This window comes from Peribacillus sp. FSL E2-0218, from assembly GCF_037992945.1.
Taxonomy (GTDB): domain Bacteria; phylum Bacillota; class Bacilli; order Bacillales; family DSM-1321; genus Peribacillus; species Peribacillus simplex_B.
This window is the reverse complement of sequence record NZ_CP150304.1, coordinates 4,991,707-5,011,668: the sequence shown is the minus strand read 5'-3', so window position 1 is coordinate 5,011,668 and position 19,962 is coordinate 4,991,707. Positions and strand designations below refer to the sequence as shown.

Here is a 19,962-nt window from a genome sequence, read left to right as displayed (position 1 = left end):
GAGCTGAATGAACCTGGAAATGCTCGATTAATAATTGGTTCCTTTTTTGCCATCATTCTTTTATATGAGCATCGATTGGGTGCCATCTCCTTTTTCATCATATCCTTTGCCTTTTTTTACGGCAGCTTATCGTCAAAAATCGCAGAAAGAAAGTAAATGACCAAGCACTCCCCATAGCAGGGCCATTAAGGTAAATCTGTGAAAGTATCAGATAGAACTAGCATAAACCCATTTGGATTGTTTATAATGGAGTATATGTCTAGCAGGAATTGTCGTTATTTTATCGAAATACTGTTTTAGATTATTTTTTTATGTGAAAAAACACGGAAGCCAGTGTTTGAATAGAGAAGGGAAGTGCGGAATTTGAGTTTAAAACAATACTCAAAAGAGCAATTATTGGAAATGTCCTTAATAGAGATGGCATATGATTTGTTAGTGGAAAGAAATGAACCGATTCCATTCAAAGACCTAGTCAGTGAGTTAGCTTCGCTGCATCATTTATCCAAAGCTGAAGTGGCAAAAAAAATTGCCCAATTCTACACGGATTTAAATGTGGATGGCCGTTTCACTTCACTTGGTGACAACCGTTGGGGATTGAAAACATGGTACCCGGTTGATCAGATCGAAGAAGAAGTCGTCCATGTCGTTAAACCGAAAAAGAAAAAGAAAGCGAAAAAGGCTGCTGTCGTTATCGATGATTTCGATGAGCTTGATGATGAAGATCTTGATTTCGATGAAGATGTCGATGATCTGGACGAGGATGAGGATGACGACGATGATGATGATATCCTAGGTTCTCCAGTTATCGATGAAGTCCTTTTGGATGATGACGTGGAAGATGATGATGATTTGGAAGAAGAAATAATTGAAGACGATGCATTTGTCCTGGAAGACGATGAGGACGAAGATGAAGAGGAAGAAGAGCTAGATGAAGAGAACGAAAAATAAATAATCGCCCTTGACTTTTTGAGGCGAAATTTGTAGAATCATTTTTGGGCTCCTTTAAAAAGGACACAATGATTAAATTATATCGCTCCCTTACTTTTTTTGTAAGCGGAGCGTTTTTGTTTTTAATGATGGAATGGATAAATGACATCATTTTTTTATTTTTAAAAATGATTTCTCGTAGAATTGTAAAAACTATGGAGAACCTATTTATGTTTTACTGTCATTTGCGGAAGTTTAACCTTGTTCATGCATCGTGCATGACTCTCACTAAAGACCTTTAAGTGATTAATGGCATACCGCTTTACGTCTTTTGGCTTTTGACCGCTTATCTGGCGGTGTATTGGTGCAAGTTCCAATTGACCTGTATATCAAGCAGCAGGATCGGAAGAAAACATTCTATTAGGAGGATATGAGATGACAAAATATATTTTTGTGACAGGTGGAGTAGTTTCTTCCTTAGGAAAAGGGATAACGGCCGCTTCTTTAGGAAGACTTTTGAAAAATAGGGGATTGAATGTGACGATCCAGAAATTTGACCCGTATATCAACTTGGATCCAGGTACGATGAGTCCATACCAACACGGTGAAGTGTTCGTTACGGATGATGGCGCGGAGACGGATTTGGACCTAGGTCACTATGAGCGGTTCATCGATATCAACCTTGGCAAACACAGCAATGTGACAACAGGGAAAATTTATTCAACCGTCCTTAGAAAAGAACGCCGCGGCGACTATTTGGGCGGAACGGTACAAGTCATCCCCCACATCACGAATGAAATTAAAGAGCGGGTTTTCCGTTCAGGCAATGAAACGAATGCGGATATCGTCATTACGGAAATCGGCGGTACGGTAGGGGATATCGAATCTCTTCCATTCCTTGAAGCGATTCGCCAAATCAAAAGTGATATCGGAATCAACAATGTTATGTACATTCACTGTACACTTGTCCCTTATATTAAAGCTGCTGGTGAAATGAAAACGAAACCGACACAGCATAGCGTGAAGGAATTGCGCAGCCTCGGCATTCAGCCGAACATCATCGTTGCACGTACAGAAAGCCCGATCTCACAAGATATGAAGGATAAAATTGCTTTATTCTGCGATATCGATAAAAAGTCGGTTATCGAATGTCTGGATGCAGATACGCTTTACTCCATCCCGCTTGCCCTTCAAGCGCAAAATATGGACCAAATCGTTTGCGATCACTTGAAATTGGATTGCGGCGAGGCGGATATGGAAGATTGGAAGGAACTAGTCAAAAAGGTTACTTCTTTATCGAAGAAAACGAAAATCGCTCTTGTCGGAAAATATGTGGAGCTGCAAGATGCTTATCTTTCTGTAGTGGAAGCACTTAAGCACGCAGGCTATGCGTTTGACGCCGATGTCGAAATCGACTGGGTCAATTCGGAAGACGTAACGAAAGAAAATGTTGCTGAGCTTCTTCAAGATGCAGACGGCATCCTTGTTCCGGGCGGTTTTGGAGATCGTGGCATCGAAGGGAAAATTGCTGCGACAGAATATGCCCGTACGACAAAAACACCATTCTTCGGAATCTGTTTAGGCATGCAATTGGCGTCCATTGAATATGCGCGCAACGTTTTAGGATTGCCGGAAGCCCATTCTGCCGAGATTCAAGCGGATACTCCAGATCCAATCATCGATCTTCTTCCAGAGCAAAAGGATGTAGAAGATTTGGGCGGTACACTTCGTCTTGGTTTATATCCATGTAAGCTTATCGAGGGCACCAAAGCTTACGAGGCTTATAATGACGAGGTTGTGTATGAACGTCACCGTCACCGTTATGAATTCAATAATCATTACCGTCAGGCGATGGAAGAAGCAGGCTTCGTCTTCTCTGGAACAAGCCCAGATGGCCGTCTGGTCGAGATCGTTGAATTGAAAGATCATCCATGGTTTGTGGCTTCTCAATTCCATCCGGAATTCACATCACGCCCTAACCGTCCACAGCCACTATTCCGTGACTTTGTCGGGATGTCCTTAAAGCGCAGCGAAAAACTTTAATAAATAAAAAAACAGCCTCTAAGGCTGTGTCAGACTGCAGGCAAACTCGATGATTAATCGAGCTTGCCTGCAGTTTTTTTGTTTAGGTTTTGATGAAGGTCGAAAACTGTCTGCCCAGATGCAGCTGTCGGGAAAAAGTACAAAAAGTGTGTGAAAAACGCAATTTTTAAGAGAACCGGACTCAAATTCAATGCCAAGCCCAAACTCGCGAGAAAAGTGGCGGGGACTGTTAGCTTCGGTCCGATTGTAAATCAAAAAGGTACCGGGATAGATCATTCCGATACCTTTTGTAGTTCAAGAAGGTTAGTCTTCTTCATTTTGATATTCTTGGATAATTTCCTCAAGAGTGAATTTAATTCCGTAATAAGCGAAAAGGGCAGCAATGAGGGTGGGGTAGCCATAGCGGTTTCCAGCTTCATCGGGAATCAGTCCACGGTGGATCCGTAAGTCGATATGTACGTCAGCCAGTTCCGTAAGAGAGTCCTCATCGGTCGCTGCGGAGGTGGAAACGGCGACAAAGGGTATATCTTTTTCTTTAAGGGCTTTGGCAAGCTTCAATGCTTCGCTGTCATCGGATTTCCGGCTGAAAATAAGGAATCGATCTTCTCTTGAAATAGTTTCGCCGTGTTCATATCTTTTTGCTTTCGGAAAGGGCTCTGCCCCGTCCATCGCCTCGGCCGTGACGCCTTGCATTTCACCAAAGCCTTGTATGAAGATGGAGCCATCCCCAACCGCGGCCTGAGCCAGCAGACGTCCGGCATCCTCCATTTCAAAGGCTTCATTATCCATCATTTTTTTAAATATACCACTTAGCTGTGTCGAGAAAATTTTTAACATGATCAGGGACTCCTTTTAAAAAATATTCCCTTTATTATAAAGGACTTTCCGCTGCATTGACAGGCTTCTGGATTTTTGGTCAGTATGGATCGATTTGCTGAATAGGTCAGAAAAACCAAAAAATAAAAATTCCTTTTAGCTATGTGGCAGGAATTTTGTTACAATTATCGAATAGGAACATAGAATTCAAGTTTGTGAAAATGTGAAAGTAAATACATGTTTGGGTAATATGCCGGTTAGGCTGATATTTTTAAAAATCGGAAAGAGGAGAGGTGATAAAATGTCAGGGAAGATATTGATAGTTGATGATCAATTCGGCATCCGTATTTTATTGAACGAGGTTTTACATAAAGAAGGGTATGATACATTTCAAGCCGCAAATGGAATCCAAGCTCTGGAAGTCCTGAATAATCATTCACCGGATCTTGTATTGCTCGATATGAAGATTCCTGGAATGGATGGAATAGAGATCCTGAAACGGATGAAAGTCGTCGATCCCGATATCCGGGTCATCATCATGACCGCTTATGGGGAACTTGATATGATTCAAGAAGCGAAAGATCTAGGGGCGATGACCCACTTTGCAAAACCTTTCGATATTGATGATATTAGAAAAGCGGTTCGTGAATACCTACCGATTCAGTCAAGCTGATGGTTTTGAACGGATGATACTATTGGCTATAGGGTTGCCGCGGCTATCTTTTTCAAGATGTGCCGCGTTTTTTTGGAATAAATTTTAATGCTCGGGATAGTGTATTTGTTGCTGTTTTTTTGATGTATTGATATGCTACAAGAGGAAAGATATTCTGATCGATAAGCGTATGCTACTTCGATTTTAGGGAATATCTAGAAAGAAATAACTTTAACATAATTACACCCATCAGTAGGAGGAAATCAAATGCCTTTAGTTTCTATGAAAGATATGCTCAATAAAGCTCTTGAAGAAAAGTATGCAGTAGGTCAATTCAACATCAATAACCTAGAGTGGACTCAAGCTATTCTAGCCGCTGCGGAACAAGAAAAATCCCCGGTCATCCTTGGTGTTTCCGAAGGGGCTGCCCGTCATATGGGTGGTTTCAAAACGACTGTCATGATGGTTCAAGGTTTATTGGAAGATATGAAAATTACAGTTCCTGTGGCCATTCACCTTGACCATGGTTCAAGTTTTGATAAATGTAAAGAAGCGATCGAAGCTGGATTCACTTCAGTGATGATCGATGCGTCACATCATCCGATCGAGGAAAACATCGAAACGACGAAGAAGGTTGTTGAATTCGCCCATGCCCGTAATGTATCCGTTGAAGCGGAAGTAGGTACGGTTGGTGGACAAGAAGATGATGTAATTGCTGATGGCGTCGTGTACGCAGACCCTCAAGAATGTGAACAATTAGTCAAAGAAACGAATGTCGATTGTTTCGCACCAGCTTTGGGATCCGTTCATGGACCATACAAAGGTGAGCCGGATCTTGGTTATAAAGAAATGGAAGAGGTACGTGATTTAACGCAAAAACCACTAGTTCTTCATGGCGGGACAGGCATTCCGACAAAGGATATCCAAAAAGCGATTTCGCTTGGAACATCCAAAATCAACGTGAATACGGAAAATCAAATTGTATTCACGAAAGCTGTACGTGACGTCCTTAACAATGATTCTGAAGTGTATGATCCACGTAAATTCATGGTTCCTGGCCGTGAAGCGATCAAAGAAACGGTCATTGGCAAAATCCGTGAATTCGGTTCCAACGGTAAAGCATAACATCACATCCGACGTAGGGCTCGAAACCCATATCTCTTGGATGATGAAGGCAATAACTCCATTGGTGGGATCTTCCCCCCAATGGTTTCTTTTAGATTCAGGATTAATGGGGGTTCTATTTTTTGAACAATTAGAATTCAAGGGGAATTTAGAGAAATAAAAAACGATTACATATGGAGGGTATTTTATGAAATTCTTTATTGATACAGCAAACATGGAAGAAATCAGACAAGCGCATGAACTTGGCGTTTTAGCAGGAGTTACGACTAATCCGTCCCTAGTGGCAAGAGAAAAGGGCGTTTCCTTCCATGATCGTTTAAAGGAGATCACCAGCCTAGTGGAGGATTCCGTTTCTGCTGAGGTCATTGCGCTAGATTTTGAAGGAATGATGGCTGAAGCGAAGGAACTTGTTGCGATTGCGCCTAATATCACGATCAAGGTACCGATGACTCCGGATGGTTTAAAGGCTGTTGCTGCGCTGACGAAACAAGGTGTCAAAACAAACGTGACCCTTATTTTCAGTGCCAACCAAGCATTATTGGCAGCGAGGGCAGGAGCGACTTATGTATCGCCGTTTTTAGGGCGTTTGGATGATATCGGTCAAAACGGCCTGCATTTGATTTCGGACATTGCTGACATTTTTGCGATCCATGATATCAAGGCGGAAATCATTGCCGCTTCCATCCGCCACCCGATGCATATTACGGATGCTGCTCTTAAAGGGGCCCATATTGCAACGATTCCTTATAAAGTATTGATGCAATTATTCCACCATCCCTTGACTGACAAAGGAATCGAAGCGTTCTTGAAGGATTGGAATTCTCGTACAGAAGCATAATGCCTTACCGCTAAGTCGCTATAGATTGCATCGGTCGAATGGAAAATAACATAATTTAGAAATTTTTATCATTTTTTTACATGATTTTTCTACTTTTGTGTAAACTAAGAAACTAGATAGTAAATGTTGTCGGATTATGCAAATTTCTTGTGGAAAAATATTACTTTTTTGAAAGCGGCTTCTAAGTGCTTAGCGTGGAAGGGAGTTTATTATGGAAAAACTTAAAATTGCCGGTGGCTACCCTTTAAAGGGGAGCATTCGTGTCAGCGGAGCAAAAAATAGTGCGGTCGCCCTTATTCCTGCAACGATTTTAGCGGACTCACCTGTAACGATTGAAGGCTTGCCTGATATCTCGGATGTACAAATGCTAAAAGAGTTGATGGAGGAAATTGGCGGTGAGGTTTCCTTTGATGATGGAGAAATGACTGTTAATCCCAGCAGGATGATATCAATGCCTCTTCCCAATGGAAGAGTGAAGAAGTTGCGTGCCTCCTATTATTTAATGGGTGCGATGCTTGGTAAATTCAAAAAGGCAGTGATAGGCTTGCCGGGGGGCTGTCATTTGGGACCCCGCCCCATAGATCAGCACATCAAGGGTTTTGAAGCACTGGGTGCACAAGTGACGAATGAACAGGGGGCCATTTACCTTAGGGCCGACGAGTTGCGGGGAGCACGCATCTATTTAGATGTCGTCAGTGTCGGGGCAACCATCAATATCATGCTTGCGGCCGTGTTGGCCAAAGGGCGAACCGTGATCGAGAATGCTGCGAAAGAGCCGGAAATCATTGATGTTGCCACTCTTTTAACCAATATGGGTGCGAAAATCAAAGGTGCCGGAACGGATATCATCCGCATTGACGGTGTCGAGAGCTTGCATGGGTGCAGACATACCATCATACCAGACCGGATTGAGGCAGGGACCTTCATGATCTTGGCAGCTGCTGTCGGTGAAGGCATCTTGATCGATAATGTCATACCCCAGCATTTGGAGTCATTGACAGCCAAAATGAGGGAGATGGGTATAAACATTGAAGCTGGCGACGATCAGATATTCGTCTCACCGGGTGAAAAATATAAAGCGGTTGATATCAAGACGCTGGTATATCCAGGATTCCCGACGGATCTCCAGCAGCCGTTCACGTCCCTTTTGACAAAAGCGAGCGGCTCCAGCATGGTGACCGATACGATATATGGGGCGCGCTTCAAGCATATCGATGAATTGCGCCGCATGAATGCAAAGATCAAGGTCGAGGGACGGGCAGGCATCATCGATGGTCCCGTTCAGCTTCATGGTGCAAAAGTGAAGGCGAGTGATTTGCGTGCCGGAGCAGCTTTGGTAATTGCCGGCCTGATGGCTGAAGGGATCACCGAGGTGACGGGCCTTGAACATATAGATCGTGGTTATAGCCACTTAGTGGAGAAGCTTGCTGGATTAGGAGCGACGATCTGGCGTGAAGAAATGACCCAAGAAGAAGTGGAGCAGCTTAAAAGCTGATCCCTTTTCTTGTTGCCTCACTGTGTTACGTTATATGATATAATGTGTTATACTAATATATATATATAAATCATGCTAGTGTACATAAGGGGGAGCGGGAAATGGAAAGAAGTTTATCGATGGAGCTTGTTCGCGTAACGGAAGCGGCGGCCTTGAATTCTGCACGTTGGATGGGAAGAGGAAAGAAAGATGAAGCGGATGATGCAGCAACGAGTGCCATGCGCGATGTGTTCAATACGATTCCCATGCAAGGGACGGTTGTAATCGGTGAAGGGGAAATGGATGAAGCGCCGATGCTCTATATTGGCGAAAAGCTTGGTACCGGTCTCGGACCGCTAGTGGATGTCGCGGTCGACCCTTTGGAAGGCACCAATATCGTGGCATCGGGCGGCTGGAATGCATTAGCCGTATTGGCGATAGCGGACAAGGGGAACTTGCTGCACGCCCCTGATATGTATATGGATAAAATTGCCGTTGGTCCTGAGGCTGTTGGCCAGATTGATATCAATGCTTCTGTACTGGACAACCTTAAGGCTGTGGCAAAGGCAAAGAATAAAGATATCCAAGATGTCGTAGCAACGGTTTTGAACCGGGATCGTCACTCGAAGATCATTCACGAGCTTCGTGAGGCGGGAGCGCGGATCAAGTTGATCAATGATGGAGATGTAGCGGGTGCCATCAATACGGCCTTCGATCTTACTGGTGTTGATATCTTATTCGGTTCAGGCGGAGCTCCGGAGGGCGTCATTTCAGCCGTTGCCTTGAAATGCCTGGGCGGGGAAATCCAAGGCAAGCTTCTTCCGCAGAGTGATGAAGAAGTGGAACGCTGTGGGAAAATGGGTCTTGATCTAGGAAAGGTCCTCAGGATGGAAGACCTCGTTCGCGGAGATGACGCCATTTTTGCTGCAACAGGTGTGACTGATGGTGAACTTTTACGTGGTGTCCAATTCAAAGGGCATTATGGCGAGACGCAATCCGTAGTCATGCGCGCAAAATCTGGAACCGTTCGTTTCATCGATGGACGCCATAGTCTAAAAATTAAACCGAATGGTTTGATCGACTGAGGCATTTTTCAGAAAAAGTCCCCAGGGAAAGCGAGCGGTTTCATCGCTCGCTTTCTCTATAAAAAAATTTAAGTTGAATAATTAAAATAAAAAAAGTAAAATAAAGCTTGGTCTACTATTAATTGATTACTATATATAAAATCTGCCCTTTCACTCCAAACTTCTAGCAGCCTTCAAATCATTTTCTTCTTTACATGTAAAAATGTATCATCCTTTCTAAGAAAACTCTGGTCGGGTACATGGATTGCGGTTTTTCTTCCATCTAACAAACCATTTCTTTTTTTGTATGGGTGAAAACGTTTAATTAATAAAAGTGTGGTGTCATAATGAATTTAACTATTTCTAATTTAGAAAACATGAAACTTAAGGATCTCTATGAGCACGCCCGTGAATATAAAGTTTCCTATTACAGCAAACTTTCAAAAAAGGAACTTATTTTCGCCATCCTGAAGGCACAGGCCGAGCAGGATGGTCTCCTGTTCATGGAGGGCGTTCTTGAGATCATCCCTTCAGAGGGGTTCGGTTTCTTGCGGCCAATCAATTATTCTCCAAGCTCGGAGGATATTTATATTTCCGCTTCCCAAATCCGCAGATTCGATTTGCGCAATGGTGATAAGGTTTCCGGTAAGGTAAGGCCGCCGAAGGAAAATGAACGCTATTACGGATTGCTCCATGTCGAGGCCGTCAATGGCGATAATCCGGAGTCGGCGAAAGAGCGTGTTCATTTCCCGGGCTTAACACCGCTGTATCCAAACAGGCAAATCAAGCTGGAAACTACGCCCAAGAACTTATCGACTAGAATTATGGATGTCCTGGCACCGGTCGGTTTTGGCCAGCGCGGTCTGATTGTTGCACCGCCTAAGGCTGGGAAGACGATGCTTATCAAAGAAATTGCCAATGCGATAACCACGAACCATCCTGAATCGGAATTGATCGTCCTTTTGATCGATGAACGGCCGGAGGAAGTGACGGACATTGAACGTTCCGTTGCCGGTGACGTGGTTAGTTCAACGTTCGATGAAGTGCCGGAAAACCATATCAAGGTTGCGGAACTGGTGTTGGAACGAGCGATGCGCCTCGTCGAGCATAAGCGGGATGTCATCATCCTTATGGACAGCATCACCCGTCTGGCCCGAGCTTACAACCTTGTCATCCCGCCGAGCGGGCGTACGTTATCAGGGGGGATTGACCCTGCTGCCTTCCATCGCCCAAAACGCTTTTTCGGTGCGGCTAGGAATATCGAGGAAGGCGGCAGCTTGACGATCCTTGCTACGGCACTGGTGGATACCGGTTCAAGAATGGATGATGTCATTTATGAAGAATTCAAAGGCACTGGTAACATGGAGCTGCATTTAGACCGTGCCCTTGCTGAAAGACGCATCTTCCCGGCAATCGATATCCGCCGTTCAGGAACACGTAAAGAAGAGTTGCTAATTCCGAAAGATCGACTCGATAAACTATGGGCGATCAGGAAGACGATGTCAGACTCACCCGATTTCTCGGAGAAATTCCTTCGCCGTCTAAAACAGACAAAAGGCAATGAAGAATTCTTCAGTAAACTGGATGAAGAGATGTCCGAGAGGAAAAAGGGACCGGCAAGCATTAAACGTTCTTAAAACCGGTAAAGAAACAAACTGTTGCACAACTAGTTTTAAGTTGCTATAATGGGTTCATGTGTTTTTACAATAAATGTGAGGGTGTTTTAGACTCACCTTGAAGTATATAACTCTGTTTCGAATGATTCAGGGCAGAAGGAGCTGAAAAGAATGAAAACTGGAATTCATCCAAATTACAAGCTTTCAAAAGTATCTTGCTCTTGCGGAAACACTTTTGAAACTGGTTCAGTTAAAGAAGAGATCAAAGTTGAGACTTGTTCAGAGTGCCACCCATTCTATACTGGTCGTCAAAAATTCGCTGAAGCTGGCGGACGTGTTGATCGTTTCAACAAAAAATACGGTATTAAATAAGCCGGACTTTTTAAAAAACAGGCAAGTATTTTTCTTGCCTGTTTTTTCTTTTCTGTAAACAAGCAACAATTTATATAAAGCCGGGTCCACTTCAATTTTGGCCAATGGATCGACAGGTGGAAGGGAGTAGCTGTTTCCATGTATGTAATGAAACAAACAGGCTGGATCGAGCTTATTTGCGGAAGCATGTTTTCAGGTAAATCTGAGGAATTGATTAAACGAGTCAGCCGTGCTCAATTTGCCAAAGAGCAAATAGCTGTTTTTAAACCAGCTATAGATAATCGCTATGCGGAAGAGGCTGTCGTATCACATAATGGCTCTTCAGTGATGGCAAAGCCGATTGCCCATTCAACAGATATCTTTAAGTTTTTGGACAAACCCCTGGATATCATTGCAATAGATGAAGTTCAATTTTTTGATCATGAAATTATCGGGGTTGCCCAGCATCTTGCGGACAGCGGTTATCGAGTGATTATGGCTGGACTCGATCAGGATTTCAGAGGTGAGCCATTCGGTCCTATGCCGGTTCTATTATCGTTAGCAGAGTCTGTGACTAAGCTGCAGGCTGTGTGTGAAGTGTGCGGATCACCTGCGAGCAGGACGCAGCGCTTGATCGATGGCAAGCCGGCCTCCTATGATGAGCCGATCATCCTTGTGGGTGCATCGGAATCATACGAGCCCCGCTGCCGTCATCATCATGAAGTTCCAGGTAAGCAGGAAGCTGGGATTAAAGAGCATATTTAAATCAAGGGTGCCCTATGGTCGAATGAGATCTTAGGGCGTTTTTTTATTGGAATGAACATGCGAAGGACCAGTGATCCAGACCAATACATGGAAGGCGAACAAAAGATTAATTATAGTCCCATTTTGGGAAAGCTAATGAGGAAATGATCTTGTTGACCAACCAAAATGGAGGGTGAAAATATGAAGTTGAAAATGATATGGATGGCGGTTATTGTGCTTACTGCACTGACGGCATGCGGTCCAAATGACAAGGCAATCAATAATGAATCGGAATATGGCGATCAAAGCCGTGATGGCAAGGATTTTGTCGGCAGCGGTTTAAAGCATGTATCCAATAAGGATTGGGAAAATGAAGCGGAACGGCCTTCCGATCAGATCCTCAACACGCCTGATCATACATCCAACAATTCCCCATCCATGGGGCAGGAGATAGCTGTTATACGGGATGCCGTTAAGTCTGAAACGGAGTATGAAGCAGGGTCGGTCTGGATTAACGGCAATACCATACATGTTACGGTCCATGATAAGGGTAAAATCAAGGACGATCACGAAAGAAATGAAGAAAAGAAGCGACTGGAAGATCTGATTACGGGTGTGGTGCCTCAATACAAAATAGATGTTGAATTAAAGAAATGACCATATTCTTGAATCCTCTTTGACGTTGATTATTCACCTATACTATAATTAACCTAGAAGTGAACTGAGCTGGGGCACTGAACGACTTATTTATAGTGAAAAAAGATGGATTACTTCCGATTCATATCGTTGAATCGGGAAATTTATGAGGTGAATGATTTGTTTGATCGATTGCAAGCTGTAGAAGATAGATATGAAAGATTGAATGAACTTTTAAGTGACCCGGAAATCATCAATGACTCCAAGAAATTAAGGGAATACTCCAAGGAGCAATCCGGCATTCAAGAAACCGCGTCGGCTTATAAGGAGTATAAAACGGTTCGTGGGCAACTCCAGGAAGCCAAGGCGATGCTCGATGACAAACTTGATGCGGATATGCGTGATATGGTAAAAGAGGAAATCAACGAACTTGAGGAGACGATAAAAGGTCTTGAAGATAAGTTGAAAATATTGCTCATTCCAAAGGATCCGAACGATGATAAAAACGTAATCATGGAAATTCGCGGCGCTGCTGGCGGAGATGAAGCGGCTTTGTTTGCCGGCAGCCTATACCGCATGTATAGCCGTTTTGCCGAGGTGCAGGGCTGGCGTACAGAGGTCATCGAGGCAAGTCCCACTGGGCTTGGGGGCTACAAGGAAATCATCTTCATGATTAATGGAAATGGCGCTTATTCTAAATTGAAATTCGAAAATGGGGCCCATCGTGTTCAACGTGTGCCTGAAACCGAGTCTGGCGGACGGATTCACACCTCTACGGCCACGGTCGCCGTTTTACCGGAAGCGGAGGAAGTGGAAGTCGAAATCCACGATAAGGATGTTCGGGTCGATACGTTTGCTTCAAGCGGTCCTGGAGGGCAAAGTGTCAATACGACAATGTCTGCCGTGCGATTGACGCATATCCCGACCAATACGGTTGTATCTTGCCAAGATGAGAAATCACAGATCAAGAACAAAGAAAAAGCCATGAAAGTGCTGCGGGCGAGGGTATACGATAAAATCCATCGTGAAGTGCAGGCGGAATATGATCAGAACAGGAAGCTTGCAGTCGGGACGGGCGATCGTTCCGAACGGATTCGTACGTATAACTTTCCGCAAAACCGCGTTACGGATCACCGTATCGGTTTGACGATCCAAAAGCTCGATCAGATCATGGAAGGCAAGCTTGATGAGGTCGTGGATGCTTTGATCATGGAAGACCAATCTTCCAGGCTGGAAAATGCAGATGAGTGATTCTGCGCTGAAAGTGTTCGAAGCCCTTAAATGGGCTTCTTCTTTTTTAAAGGAGAATGATCGTGATGCCAATGCCGGAGAAATCCTATTGCAGCATTTCTTGAAACAAACCCGCTCCATGCTGTTGGCGAACCTGCATGATGAGCTAAGTGAAGCTGATTTTGGGCGTTTTAAGGAGGCTGTGGAACTCCATGTTGAGGGAACGCCGATCCAATATATAATCGGCAGTGAAGAGTTTTATGGACGGACCTTCTGCGTGAATGAAGAAGTGCTGATACCGAGGCCTGAAACGGAGGAATTGATTTATCATGCACTCCGTATGATGCCGTCCCTTTTTAATAAGCGCGAGAAGCTCCGTTTAGCGGATATCGGTACCGGCAGCGGTGCAATTGCGATTACGATGAAGCTTGAAGAAACAAGCTTGCTCGTATCGGCAACGGATATAGCGGAACCTTCCCTTGAAGTGGCGAGGGGAAATGCTAGAGCGCTTGGTGCCGAGGTGCAGTTCATGCAGGGAGATTTGCTTTTGCCGTTCATTGAGCAAAACCAAAAGGTGGACATCCTTTTATCGAACCCTCCATATATCCCGATTGATGATCAAAAGTCCATATCAGTGGTGGTAACGGGTCATGAGCCGCATCGTGCCTTATTTGCCGGCAGCGACGGTCTGGACTTTTACCGCCGCTTTATGGAACAGTTGCCGCTGGTCATGAATGTACCGGGACTGATTGGCTTCGAGGTGGGCGCTGGGCAGGGGCAGGCGGTTGCTGATATGCTGCTGCGGACGTTTCCTGACGCTCGGGTATCGGTTGAAAATGACATCAATGAAAAAGATCGAATGGTCTTCGCTGCATTAACATGATCCGTCCCTCCTTTGGGACGGATTTTTTTGTTTGGCTTGCATATGGAATCTACCTGCTTACCATTTTTTTTATTTTACTAGTTTAAGATAGATGGAAAATGGTGAGACTGATTCATGTGAGGGGGCGAAGGCGATGAAAACTAAACATTTAGCCATTATTTATCTAGTAATCTTAACGATAGGAACGATTGTAAGTATATATATGCCGAAAGCGGAAGTGGTCGGTGCCGAAGAAACCAAGGTGATCCCGGATGAGGCAATCCGCCTGAGGATACTAGCAAATAGCGATGAAGAAAAGGATCAAGCAGTCAAAAGGTTGATTAGGGATGAGGTTAATAAGGATATCACGAAGTGGGTCCAGGAGCTTACCTCCTTGGATGAGGCGAGGGATGTAATTACCTCTCATCTGCCTGATATTCAAGCCAAGGCGGAGGCGGTCGTAAAGGAGAATGGCTTGGAACAGTCAGTGAAAGTCGATTTTGGCCAAGCGGAATTTCCGACAAAACTTTATGGACAATACTTATATCCGGCCGGGGAATATGAAGCCGTGATCATCACGCTCGGCGAAGGTGAAGGCGCGAATTGGTGGTGTGTCTTGTTTCCGCCGTTATGCTTCCTTGATTTTTCAAATGGGACGGCAGTGAGCCAAAGTCCGATAACGGAGGAAGAAGAGGAAGCGCAGTCAGCCTCGAGGGGCAAGGTGTATGCTGCAACGAAGGAAGAACAGAACTCTGCTCCAAACGAACAAGCTAAAGCAGTAGTTACCAAGGAACAGGGAAAAGCGCCTGAGGAATTGGTTAAGGAAGAAGTGGCAGCGGAATCGGCAAGACCGGCAGCACAGGTGGATACAGTGAAGGAAGAAGCTGTGAAATCAGAGGGAAATGCGAAGGCGGCGCCAGAGGAGGAAGAAAAGCTGGCAAAATCGACTGAACAGAGCCAACAATTGTATGAAGGGGAAAAGGAGCCCGAGGTGGAAGTGAAGTCATTATTCGCAGAAATTTTCAATGATCTATTTTAAAAAGAGGGCAATGACCCTCTTTTTTAGTTATTGAACAACATATCCACAGAGTTATTAACAAAATATCGAAAAAGTCTGTCATTAATCATTAATATCCACAAACTTATCCACCGTTTCGATATGCTTATCCACAATTTGTGGATAACGCTTGAATTCTGTGTATACTTCTTTTATACTTTCAAAGTACTTTTAAGTAAAATCTATGCGATTTAATGAAAATATCGCTCATATAAAAGCGATTGGATAAAAAAAGAAATGGTAAAAGGCGATGGTGTTTAAAATGAAAACGAAAGTTTGGTCAGTGGATAAAAATGTGGATAATTTACAAAGTTATCCCCAAATTACAGAATCGGCTGAATTGTTAAAGGCCGGCCAAGTGGTTGCTTTTCCTACAGAGACCGTTTATGGACTAGGAGCGAATGCCAAAAGTGACGAGGCGGTGAAAAAAGTGTTTGAAGCGAAGGGCCGTCCAAGTGATAATCCTTTGATCGTCCATATAGCCTCTAAGGGGCAACTGGAGGATATTGTTGAAGACATTCCCGAAAAGGCTCGCAGGCTTATGGCTGAATTTTGGCCAGGACCTTTGACATTGATCTTGAAACATAAACCGGGCAAGCTATCAAACCTTGTGACAGCCGGATTGAACACGGTTGGCGTCAGGATGCCCGATCATCAGGTTGCCCTCGGCATCATTCGCACGAGTGATCTGCCTATTGCTGCTCCCAGCGCCAATACTTCAGGCAAACCAAGCCCTACTTCGGCTAAACATGTCGAGGATGACTTATTCGGGCGGATTGCAGGCATAGTCGATGGAGGCACGACAGGTGTAGGGGTGGAATCCACAGTTCTTGATTGCACGGTGGAGGTCCCGATTATTTTAAGGCCCGGCGGGGTGACTCTGGAACAACTGAAGGCCGTCATCGGCGATGTGCAGCAGGATGTCGCTTTGAAGAATCAGGATACGGCCCCAAAGGCTCCAGGCATGAAATATACTCACTATGCACCGAAAGCCCCTCTATATTTAGTCAAAGGTCATCCAGCTTTCCTGCAAAGGCTCGTCGATGAAAAAAGAAAGGCAGGGCTCAGGGTGGGCATCATAACGGCTCTTGAGCACGAAGCTGATTATAGGGCGGATCATGTGGTTGTCCCTGGTTCATTGGCGGAATTGGATACTGTTGCCACAGGGCTATATGATGCTTTGCGTCAGTTTGATGAGCTGGATGTGGATATCATTTTTAGTGAAAGTTTTCCTGAATCAGGTATTGGTGCTGCAGTCATGAATCGGCTTGAGAAGGCGGCAGGTCACCAAGTCATTGACGAATGGCATGTATAAATAAGCGCTGATTTTTATCCTTCTATTTCTTTTCGGACATGCATAACATGTAGTAGGCACGTCCGAGGGAGGATTGGGATGAATACATTTGCTGGAGAAATCATCACCTTATTGCTTATGGCATTCGCGTTGGGAATGGATGCCTTTTCAGTCGGTCTCGGCATGGGAATGTTTAAGCTGAGATTGAGGCAAATATTTTCTATAGGGCTGGTTGTAGGCATTTTTCATATTTGGATGCCTTTGCTTGGTATGGGGGCAGGGCGTTTCATTTCCGATAAATTTGGAACCTTTGCCACATATGCAGGTGGTCTTTTGCTGATCATACTTGGAATACAAATGTTCATTCCGGGTAAAAAGGATGAATCTGGTTCAAGGGAAAATAAGATGCTGGCGCCTGTTGGAAAAGGCCTGTTGATTTTCGCCTTAGGTGTAAGCTTGGATAGCTTTTCGGTAGGCTTGACCCTGGGGATTTACGGTGCAAAAACGGTTGTGACCATCCTTTGTTTTGGGATTGCTGCCACCCTTTTGACGTGGGCAGGTCTTTTACTGGGAAGAAAAATGCAGGGGTTGCTCGGTGTTTATAGTGAGATTCTTGGCGGCAGCATCCTATGTGCATTTGGTTTGAAATTATTGTTCTCGTTATAAATAAATCCAACATCATATTCGTCCTTCCTCAACTGTTCCGTTTCTGGGGCGGTTTTTATTTTTGTTTCTGGTTAAGGGCGGAAACGCTCAATCATGGGCAAAGGGGATTTTATATAGGCAGTGTCGTTTTTTTTTTTTGACTATAAAAAATCTGCGAAGGCTTATAATGGATAAAAAGGGAGGCTTTAAAATGATCCGAATATTATTTGTATGTACAGGCAACACATGCAGAAGTCCAATGGCAGAAGCGATTTTGAAGAATAAGAACCTTCCGGGTGTGGAAGTGAGGTCAGCTGGCGTTTACGCCTCCGCTGGACAAGGTGCTTCAATGCACGCTAGTCATATTCTCGTTGAAAATGACATTGTCCATAATCATCGATCGAAGCCTCTAACCAAAGAGGAAATGGAATGGGCGACTCATATTTTCACCATGACCCAAGGGCATAAAGCCGTCATCATCAGTGGACACCCCAATATGATCGATAAGACTTTTACTTTAAAAGAGTTCGTTCTTGACGATAAATATGATAGAGACATAATCGACCCATTTGGAGGTTCGGAAGGCATTTATCGGGAAACGTTCAAGGAGCTGCAAGATTTAATTGAAAAATTGGTCATGAGGCTGCAAGAGTAAGAAGTCTACAGGGGGAAATAGCATGGTGGGAAATTCGGGTTATAAGTTTGGTTTGAGAAAAAAATTAGTTATCTTCATCACGGTCCTCGCTCTGATCACCTACTCGATCTCAGCGTTTTTCATCTTCGTGGTCCAGCCCATGTTTTTTGCCAACATGCATTCACTTAGTTTTGGTGCAGGGACACTTTTATTAGGGATATTGTGGTCAGGGATTCTTGCGTTTTTTGCAGCAGGTGTCATTACCAAGCCATTGAAAAATTTGGAAAAGGCCGTGCTGATTGCCGCCGATGGCAGCATTAATGAAGCGGTTGTACTGCCGAAGACGGATGATGAAATCCGTTCATTGGGCATTGCCTTCAACCATATGCTCTCTAACCTGCGGGAGATGGTTCGGAATATTGAAGCGAATTTCCATGAGACGAATGAAAAGGTCATCCATATTTCTCAAGAATCATCAAAAGCATCGGAACAGGCAGAAAACATGGCAACGACGATCGGGGAAATTTCGAAAGGGGCGGAAACCTCAGCCGCTTCCATCATGAATACGGCCGAATCGATTGACGAGGTCAGCATTTTAGCCCAGGAGGTTCAAACAAAAGCGCAGGAGTCCGTCGGTCTATCAGGTGAAATGGCTGCAGAGCTCATCAAGAGTAAAACGGTAGTCAATTCCTTGGTCGACGGCATCAATCAGCTTGCATATGGAAACCAACAGTCTTTGGAATCAGTCGAGCGCTTGGAGGAGCATGCAAAAAAAGTGGAACAAATCATCGGGCTTGTCGGAAATATCGCGGCACAGACGAACCTGCTTGCACTGAATGCCTCCATCGAAGCAGCCCGGGCGGGGGAGCATGGAAAAGGTTTTGCAGTTGTTGCTGAAGAAGTCCGGCTGTTAGCGGATCAAAGTGCTAAAGCTGTGCAGGGCATTTCGAACTTGGTTCAAAACATTCAGGTTGAAGTCAGGGCTGTCGTCAAGCAGATAAGTGATCAGGTCAAAACGGCAAATGAAGAGGCTCAAAAGGGGACGGAAACGGATATAGCTATAGAAGGCATGACAAAAACGGTACATAATGTTGTCGCTGCGGTAAAAGATATTACAGAGCTTATTGATCGTCAAATGGAAAGTGTAGAGGAAACATCCAGGCAGTCCCAGGAAGTGGCTGCCATTGCTCAGGAGACTTCTGCTGGAGCGATGGAGGTTATGGCTGTGACAAACGAGCAGGTAAACATGATGGAAAATGTCGAAAAATCGGCGTTGGAACTCAAAAACCAAGCGGAAAATCTGAAAAGCACCATTACACGCTTTCACACTTGAAAATTCCCTGCAGGAAACCGGAGCGGTTTCCTGCTTCTTTTTAGGCATGGACGGCGGCCGCCATCCTTTATCTTTTCACAATTTTGTGACACAATGAAATCAAATAAAAAGCAAGAGGAGGATTTTGATGAAAGTTGCGATTGCCTCGGATCATGGTGGAATTCATATCCGTGAAGAAATCAAGAATTTAATGAATGAGTTACAGATCCCGTTTGAGGATTTTGGCTGTGAATGCAGTACGTCAGTCGATTATCCGGATTATGCTTTGCCTGTTGCTGAAAAAGTGGCAAAGGGTGAGTTCGATCGGGGCATCTTGATCTGTGGTACAGGGATTGGGATGAGCATTGCAGCGAATAAAGTCAAAGGGATACGCTGTGCTTTGGTGCATGATGTCTATAGCGCTAAATTGACCCGTCAGCATAATGATACCAATATGCTGGCGATGGGAGAGCGTGTCATCGGACCTGGACTTGCCAGGGAAATCGCTCAAACATGGCTGACCTCGGAATTTGAAGGCGGCCGCCATCAAAATAGGATCGGAAAAATAGCCGACTATGAAGGAAAACATAGCTGAAGCGTAAATCCTTGAAAAGGATATGCAGTGATTTGACTTTTCTTCGG

Annotated in this window: 20 protein-coding genes; 19 read left to right on the top strand and 1 reads right to left on the bottom strand. The window is 44.4% G+C overall.

Annotated elements, in window-relative coordinates; translation table 11 throughout:
- Window positions 1-354: 354 nt before the first annotated feature.
- Together rpoE and MHI53_RS24240 are read left to right on the top strand one after the other, a co-directional pair.
- Window positions 355-948, top strand: a complete 594-nt coding sequence (gene rpoE / locus MHI53_RS24245; protein ID WP_311316466.1) for a DNA-directed RNA polymerase subunit delta — start codon at window positions 355-357, stop codon at window positions 946-948.
- Window positions 949-1,362: 414 nt separating this feature from the next.
- Entirely contained in the window at window positions 1,363-2,970 is a 1,608-nt protein-coding gene (locus tag MHI53_RS24240; RefSeq protein WP_061141299.1) for a CTP synthase, read from the top strand.
- Window positions 2,971-3,273: 303 nt separating this feature from the next.
- Here the strand turns inward: MHI53_RS24240 and MHI53_RS24235 are convergent, their stop codons facing one another.
- A complete protein-coding gene (locus MHI53_RS24235; RefSeq protein ID WP_061141298.1) occupies window positions 3,274-3,807 on the bottom strand; it encodes a DUF2529 domain-containing protein in 534 nt (177 codons plus the stop codon).
- A gap of 280 nt (window positions 3,808-4,087) precedes the next feature.
- Between MHI53_RS24235 and MHI53_RS24230 the strand changes: the two genes are divergently transcribed.
- The 17 genes from MHI53_RS24230 (at window position 4,088) to rpiB (ending at window position 19,915) form a co-directional block, all read left to right on the top strand.
- Window positions 4,088-4,459 (top strand): response regulator, encoded by a 372-nt coding sequence (locus MHI53_RS24230; protein WP_053348452.1) that lies wholly within the window; start codon window positions 4,088-4,090, stop codon window positions 4,457-4,459.
- Window positions 4,460-4,705: 246 nt separating this feature from the next.
- A complete protein-coding gene (locus MHI53_RS24225) occupies window positions 4,706-5,563 on the top strand; it encodes a class II fructose-bisphosphate aldolase (protein ID WP_061141297.1) in 858 nt (285 codons plus the stop codon).
- 187 nt (window positions 5,564-5,750) lie between these two features.
- Window positions 5,751-6,401 (top strand): fructose-6-phosphate aldolase, encoded by a 651-nt coding sequence (gene fsa / locus MHI53_RS24220; RefSeq protein WP_061141809.1) that lies wholly within the window; start codon window positions 5,751-5,753, stop codon window positions 6,399-6,401.
- Between the two features lie 211 nt (window positions 6,402-6,612).
- Complete coding sequence (locus MHI53_RS24215; protein WP_061141296.1) at window positions 6,613-7,896, top strand: UDP-N-acetylglucosamine 1-carboxyvinyltransferase; 1,284 nt, start codon at window positions 6,613-6,615, stop codon at window positions 7,894-7,896.
- 101 nt (window positions 7,897-7,997) lie between these two features.
- Entirely contained in the window at window positions 7,998-8,960 is a 963-nt protein-coding gene (glpX, locus tag MHI53_RS24210) for a class II fructose-bisphosphatase (RefSeq protein ID WP_061141295.1), read from the top strand.
- A 326-nt stretch (window positions 8,961-9,286) separates the two neighbouring features.
- Entirely contained in the window at window positions 9,287-10,576 is a 1,290-nt protein-coding gene (gene rho / locus MHI53_RS24205) for a transcription termination factor Rho (protein WP_061141294.1), read from the top strand.
- Window positions 10,577-10,726: 150 nt separating this feature from the next.
- Window positions 10,727-10,927: a 50S ribosomal protein L31 gene (gene rpmE / locus MHI53_RS24200; RefSeq protein WP_053348458.1), complete on the top strand. Its 201-nt coding sequence runs from the start codon at window positions 10,727-10,729 to the stop codon at window positions 10,925-10,927.
- Between the two features lie 138 nt (window positions 10,928-11,065).
- Window positions 11,066-11,671, top strand: coding sequence for a thymidine kinase (locus MHI53_RS24195; protein WP_061141292.1), 606 nt, complete (start codon window positions 11,066-11,068; stop codon window positions 11,669-11,671).
- Between the two features lie 180 nt (window positions 11,672-11,851).
- Entirely contained in the window at window positions 11,852-12,307 is a 456-nt protein-coding gene (locus tag MHI53_RS24190; protein ID WP_340372488.1) for a hypothetical protein, read from the top strand.
- A gap of 150 nt (window positions 12,308-12,457) precedes the next feature.
- Window positions 12,458-13,537, top strand: a complete 1,080-nt coding sequence (gene prfA / locus MHI53_RS24185) for a peptide chain release factor 1 (RefSeq protein WP_340372487.1) — start codon at window positions 12,458-12,460, stop codon at window positions 13,535-13,537.
- The gene (gene prmC / locus MHI53_RS24180; RefSeq protein ID WP_340372486.1) at window positions 13,530-14,399 is read left to right on the top strand and encodes a peptide chain release factor N(5)-glutamine methyltransferase; all 870 of its coding nucleotides are present in this window, start codon (window positions 13,530-13,532) and stop codon (window positions 14,397-14,399) included. The genes prfA and prmC overlap by 8 nt, the downstream gene beginning before the upstream one ends.
- A 133-nt stretch (window positions 14,400-14,532) precedes the next feature.
- Window positions 14,533-15,417, top strand: a complete 885-nt coding sequence (spoIIR, locus tag MHI53_RS24175; RefSeq protein WP_340372485.1) for a stage II sporulation protein R — start codon at window positions 14,533-14,535, stop codon at window positions 15,415-15,417.
- A gap of 280 nt (window positions 15,418-15,697) precedes the next feature.
- Window positions 15,698-16,750 carry an L-threonylcarbamoyladenylate synthase gene (locus MHI53_RS24170; RefSeq protein ID WP_061141289.1) on the top strand — a complete coding sequence of 351 codons (1,053 nt, stop codon included), beginning with the start codon at window positions 15,698-15,700 and terminating at the stop codon, window positions 16,748-16,750.
- 78 nt (window positions 16,751-16,828) lie between these two features.
- Window positions 16,829-17,395: a manganese efflux pump MntP family protein gene (locus MHI53_RS24165; protein ID WP_061141288.1), complete on the top strand. Its 567-nt coding sequence runs from the start codon at window positions 16,829-16,831 to the stop codon at window positions 17,393-17,395.
- A 190-nt stretch (window positions 17,396-17,585) separates the two neighbouring features.
- Window positions 17,586-18,029, top strand: a complete 444-nt coding sequence (locus tag MHI53_RS24160) for a low molecular weight protein arginine phosphatase (protein WP_340372484.1) — start codon at window positions 17,586-17,588, stop codon at window positions 18,027-18,029.
- A 22-nt stretch (window positions 18,030-18,051) separates the two neighbouring features.
- Window positions 18,052-19,341 (top strand): methyl-accepting chemotaxis protein, encoded by a 1,290-nt coding sequence (locus MHI53_RS24155; RefSeq protein WP_340372483.1) that lies wholly within the window; start codon window positions 18,052-18,054, stop codon window positions 19,339-19,341.
- Window positions 19,342-19,468: 127 nt separating this feature from the next.
- Window positions 19,469-19,915: a ribose 5-phosphate isomerase B gene (gene rpiB, locus MHI53_RS24150; RefSeq protein ID WP_057911903.1), complete on the top strand. Its 447-nt coding sequence runs from the start codon at window positions 19,469-19,471 to the stop codon at window positions 19,913-19,915.
- The last annotated feature ends 47 nt before the right edge of the window (window positions 19,916-19,962 follow it).

Coding starts and splice junctions, on each gene's coding strand:
- MHI53_RS24240 (WP_061141299.1), top strand. CDS start 1,363: ATGACAAAATATATTTTTGTGACAGGTGGAGTAGTTTCTTCCTTAGGA.
- MHI53_RS24235 (WP_061141298.1), bottom strand. CDS start 3,807: ATGTTAAAAATTTTCTCGACACAGCTAAGTGGTATATTTAAAAAAATG.
- MHI53_RS24230 (WP_053348452.1), top strand. CDS start 4,088: ATGTCAGGGAAGATATTGATAGTTGATGATCAATTCGGCATCCGTATT.
- MHI53_RS24225 (WP_061141297.1), top strand. CDS start 4,706: ATGCCTTTAGTTTCTATGAAAGATATGCTCAATAAAGCTCTTGAAGAA.
- fsa (WP_061141809.1), top strand. CDS start 5,751: ATGAAATTCTTTATTGATACAGCAAACATGGAAGAAATCAGACAAGCG.
- MHI53_RS24215 (WP_061141296.1), top strand. CDS start 6,613: ATGGAAAAACTTAAAATTGCCGGTGGCTACCCTTTAAAGGGGAGCATT.
- glpX (WP_061141295.1), top strand. CDS start 7,998: ATGGAAAGAAGTTTATCGATGGAGCTTGTTCGCGTAACGGAAGCGGCG.
- rho (WP_061141294.1), top strand. CDS start 9,287: ATGAATTTAACTATTTCTAATTTAGAAAACATGAAACTTAAGGATCTC.
- rpmE (WP_053348458.1), top strand. CDS start 10,727: ATGAAAACTGGAATTCATCCAAATTACAAGCTTTCAAAAGTATCTTGC.
- MHI53_RS24195 (WP_061141292.1), top strand. CDS start 11,066: ATGTATGTAATGAAACAAACAGGCTGGATCGAGCTTATTTGCGGAAGC.
- MHI53_RS24190 (WP_340372488.1), top strand. CDS start 11,852: ATGAAGTTGAAAATGATATGGATGGCGGTTATTGTGCTTACTGCACTG.
- prmC (WP_340372486.1), top strand. CDS start 13,530: ATGAGTGATTCTGCGCTGAAAGTGTTCGAAGCCCTTAAATGGGCTTCT.
- spoIIR (WP_340372485.1), top strand. CDS start 14,533: ATGAAAACTAAACATTTAGCCATTATTTATCTAGTAATCTTAACGATA.
- MHI53_RS24170 (WP_061141289.1), top strand. CDS start 15,698: ATGAAAACGAAAGTTTGGTCAGTGGATAAAAATGTGGATAATTTACAA.
- MHI53_RS24165 (WP_061141288.1), top strand. CDS start 16,829: ATGAATACATTTGCTGGAGAAATCATCACCTTATTGCTTATGGCATTC.
- MHI53_RS24160 (WP_340372484.1), top strand. CDS start 17,586: ATGATCCGAATATTATTTGTATGTACAGGCAACACATGCAGAAGTCCA.
- MHI53_RS24155 (WP_340372483.1), top strand. CDS start 18,052: ATGGTGGGAAATTCGGGTTATAAGTTTGGTTTGAGAAAAAAATTAGTT.
- rpiB (WP_057911903.1), top strand. CDS start 19,469: ATGAAAGTTGCGATTGCCTCGGATCATGGTGGAATTCATATCCGTGAA.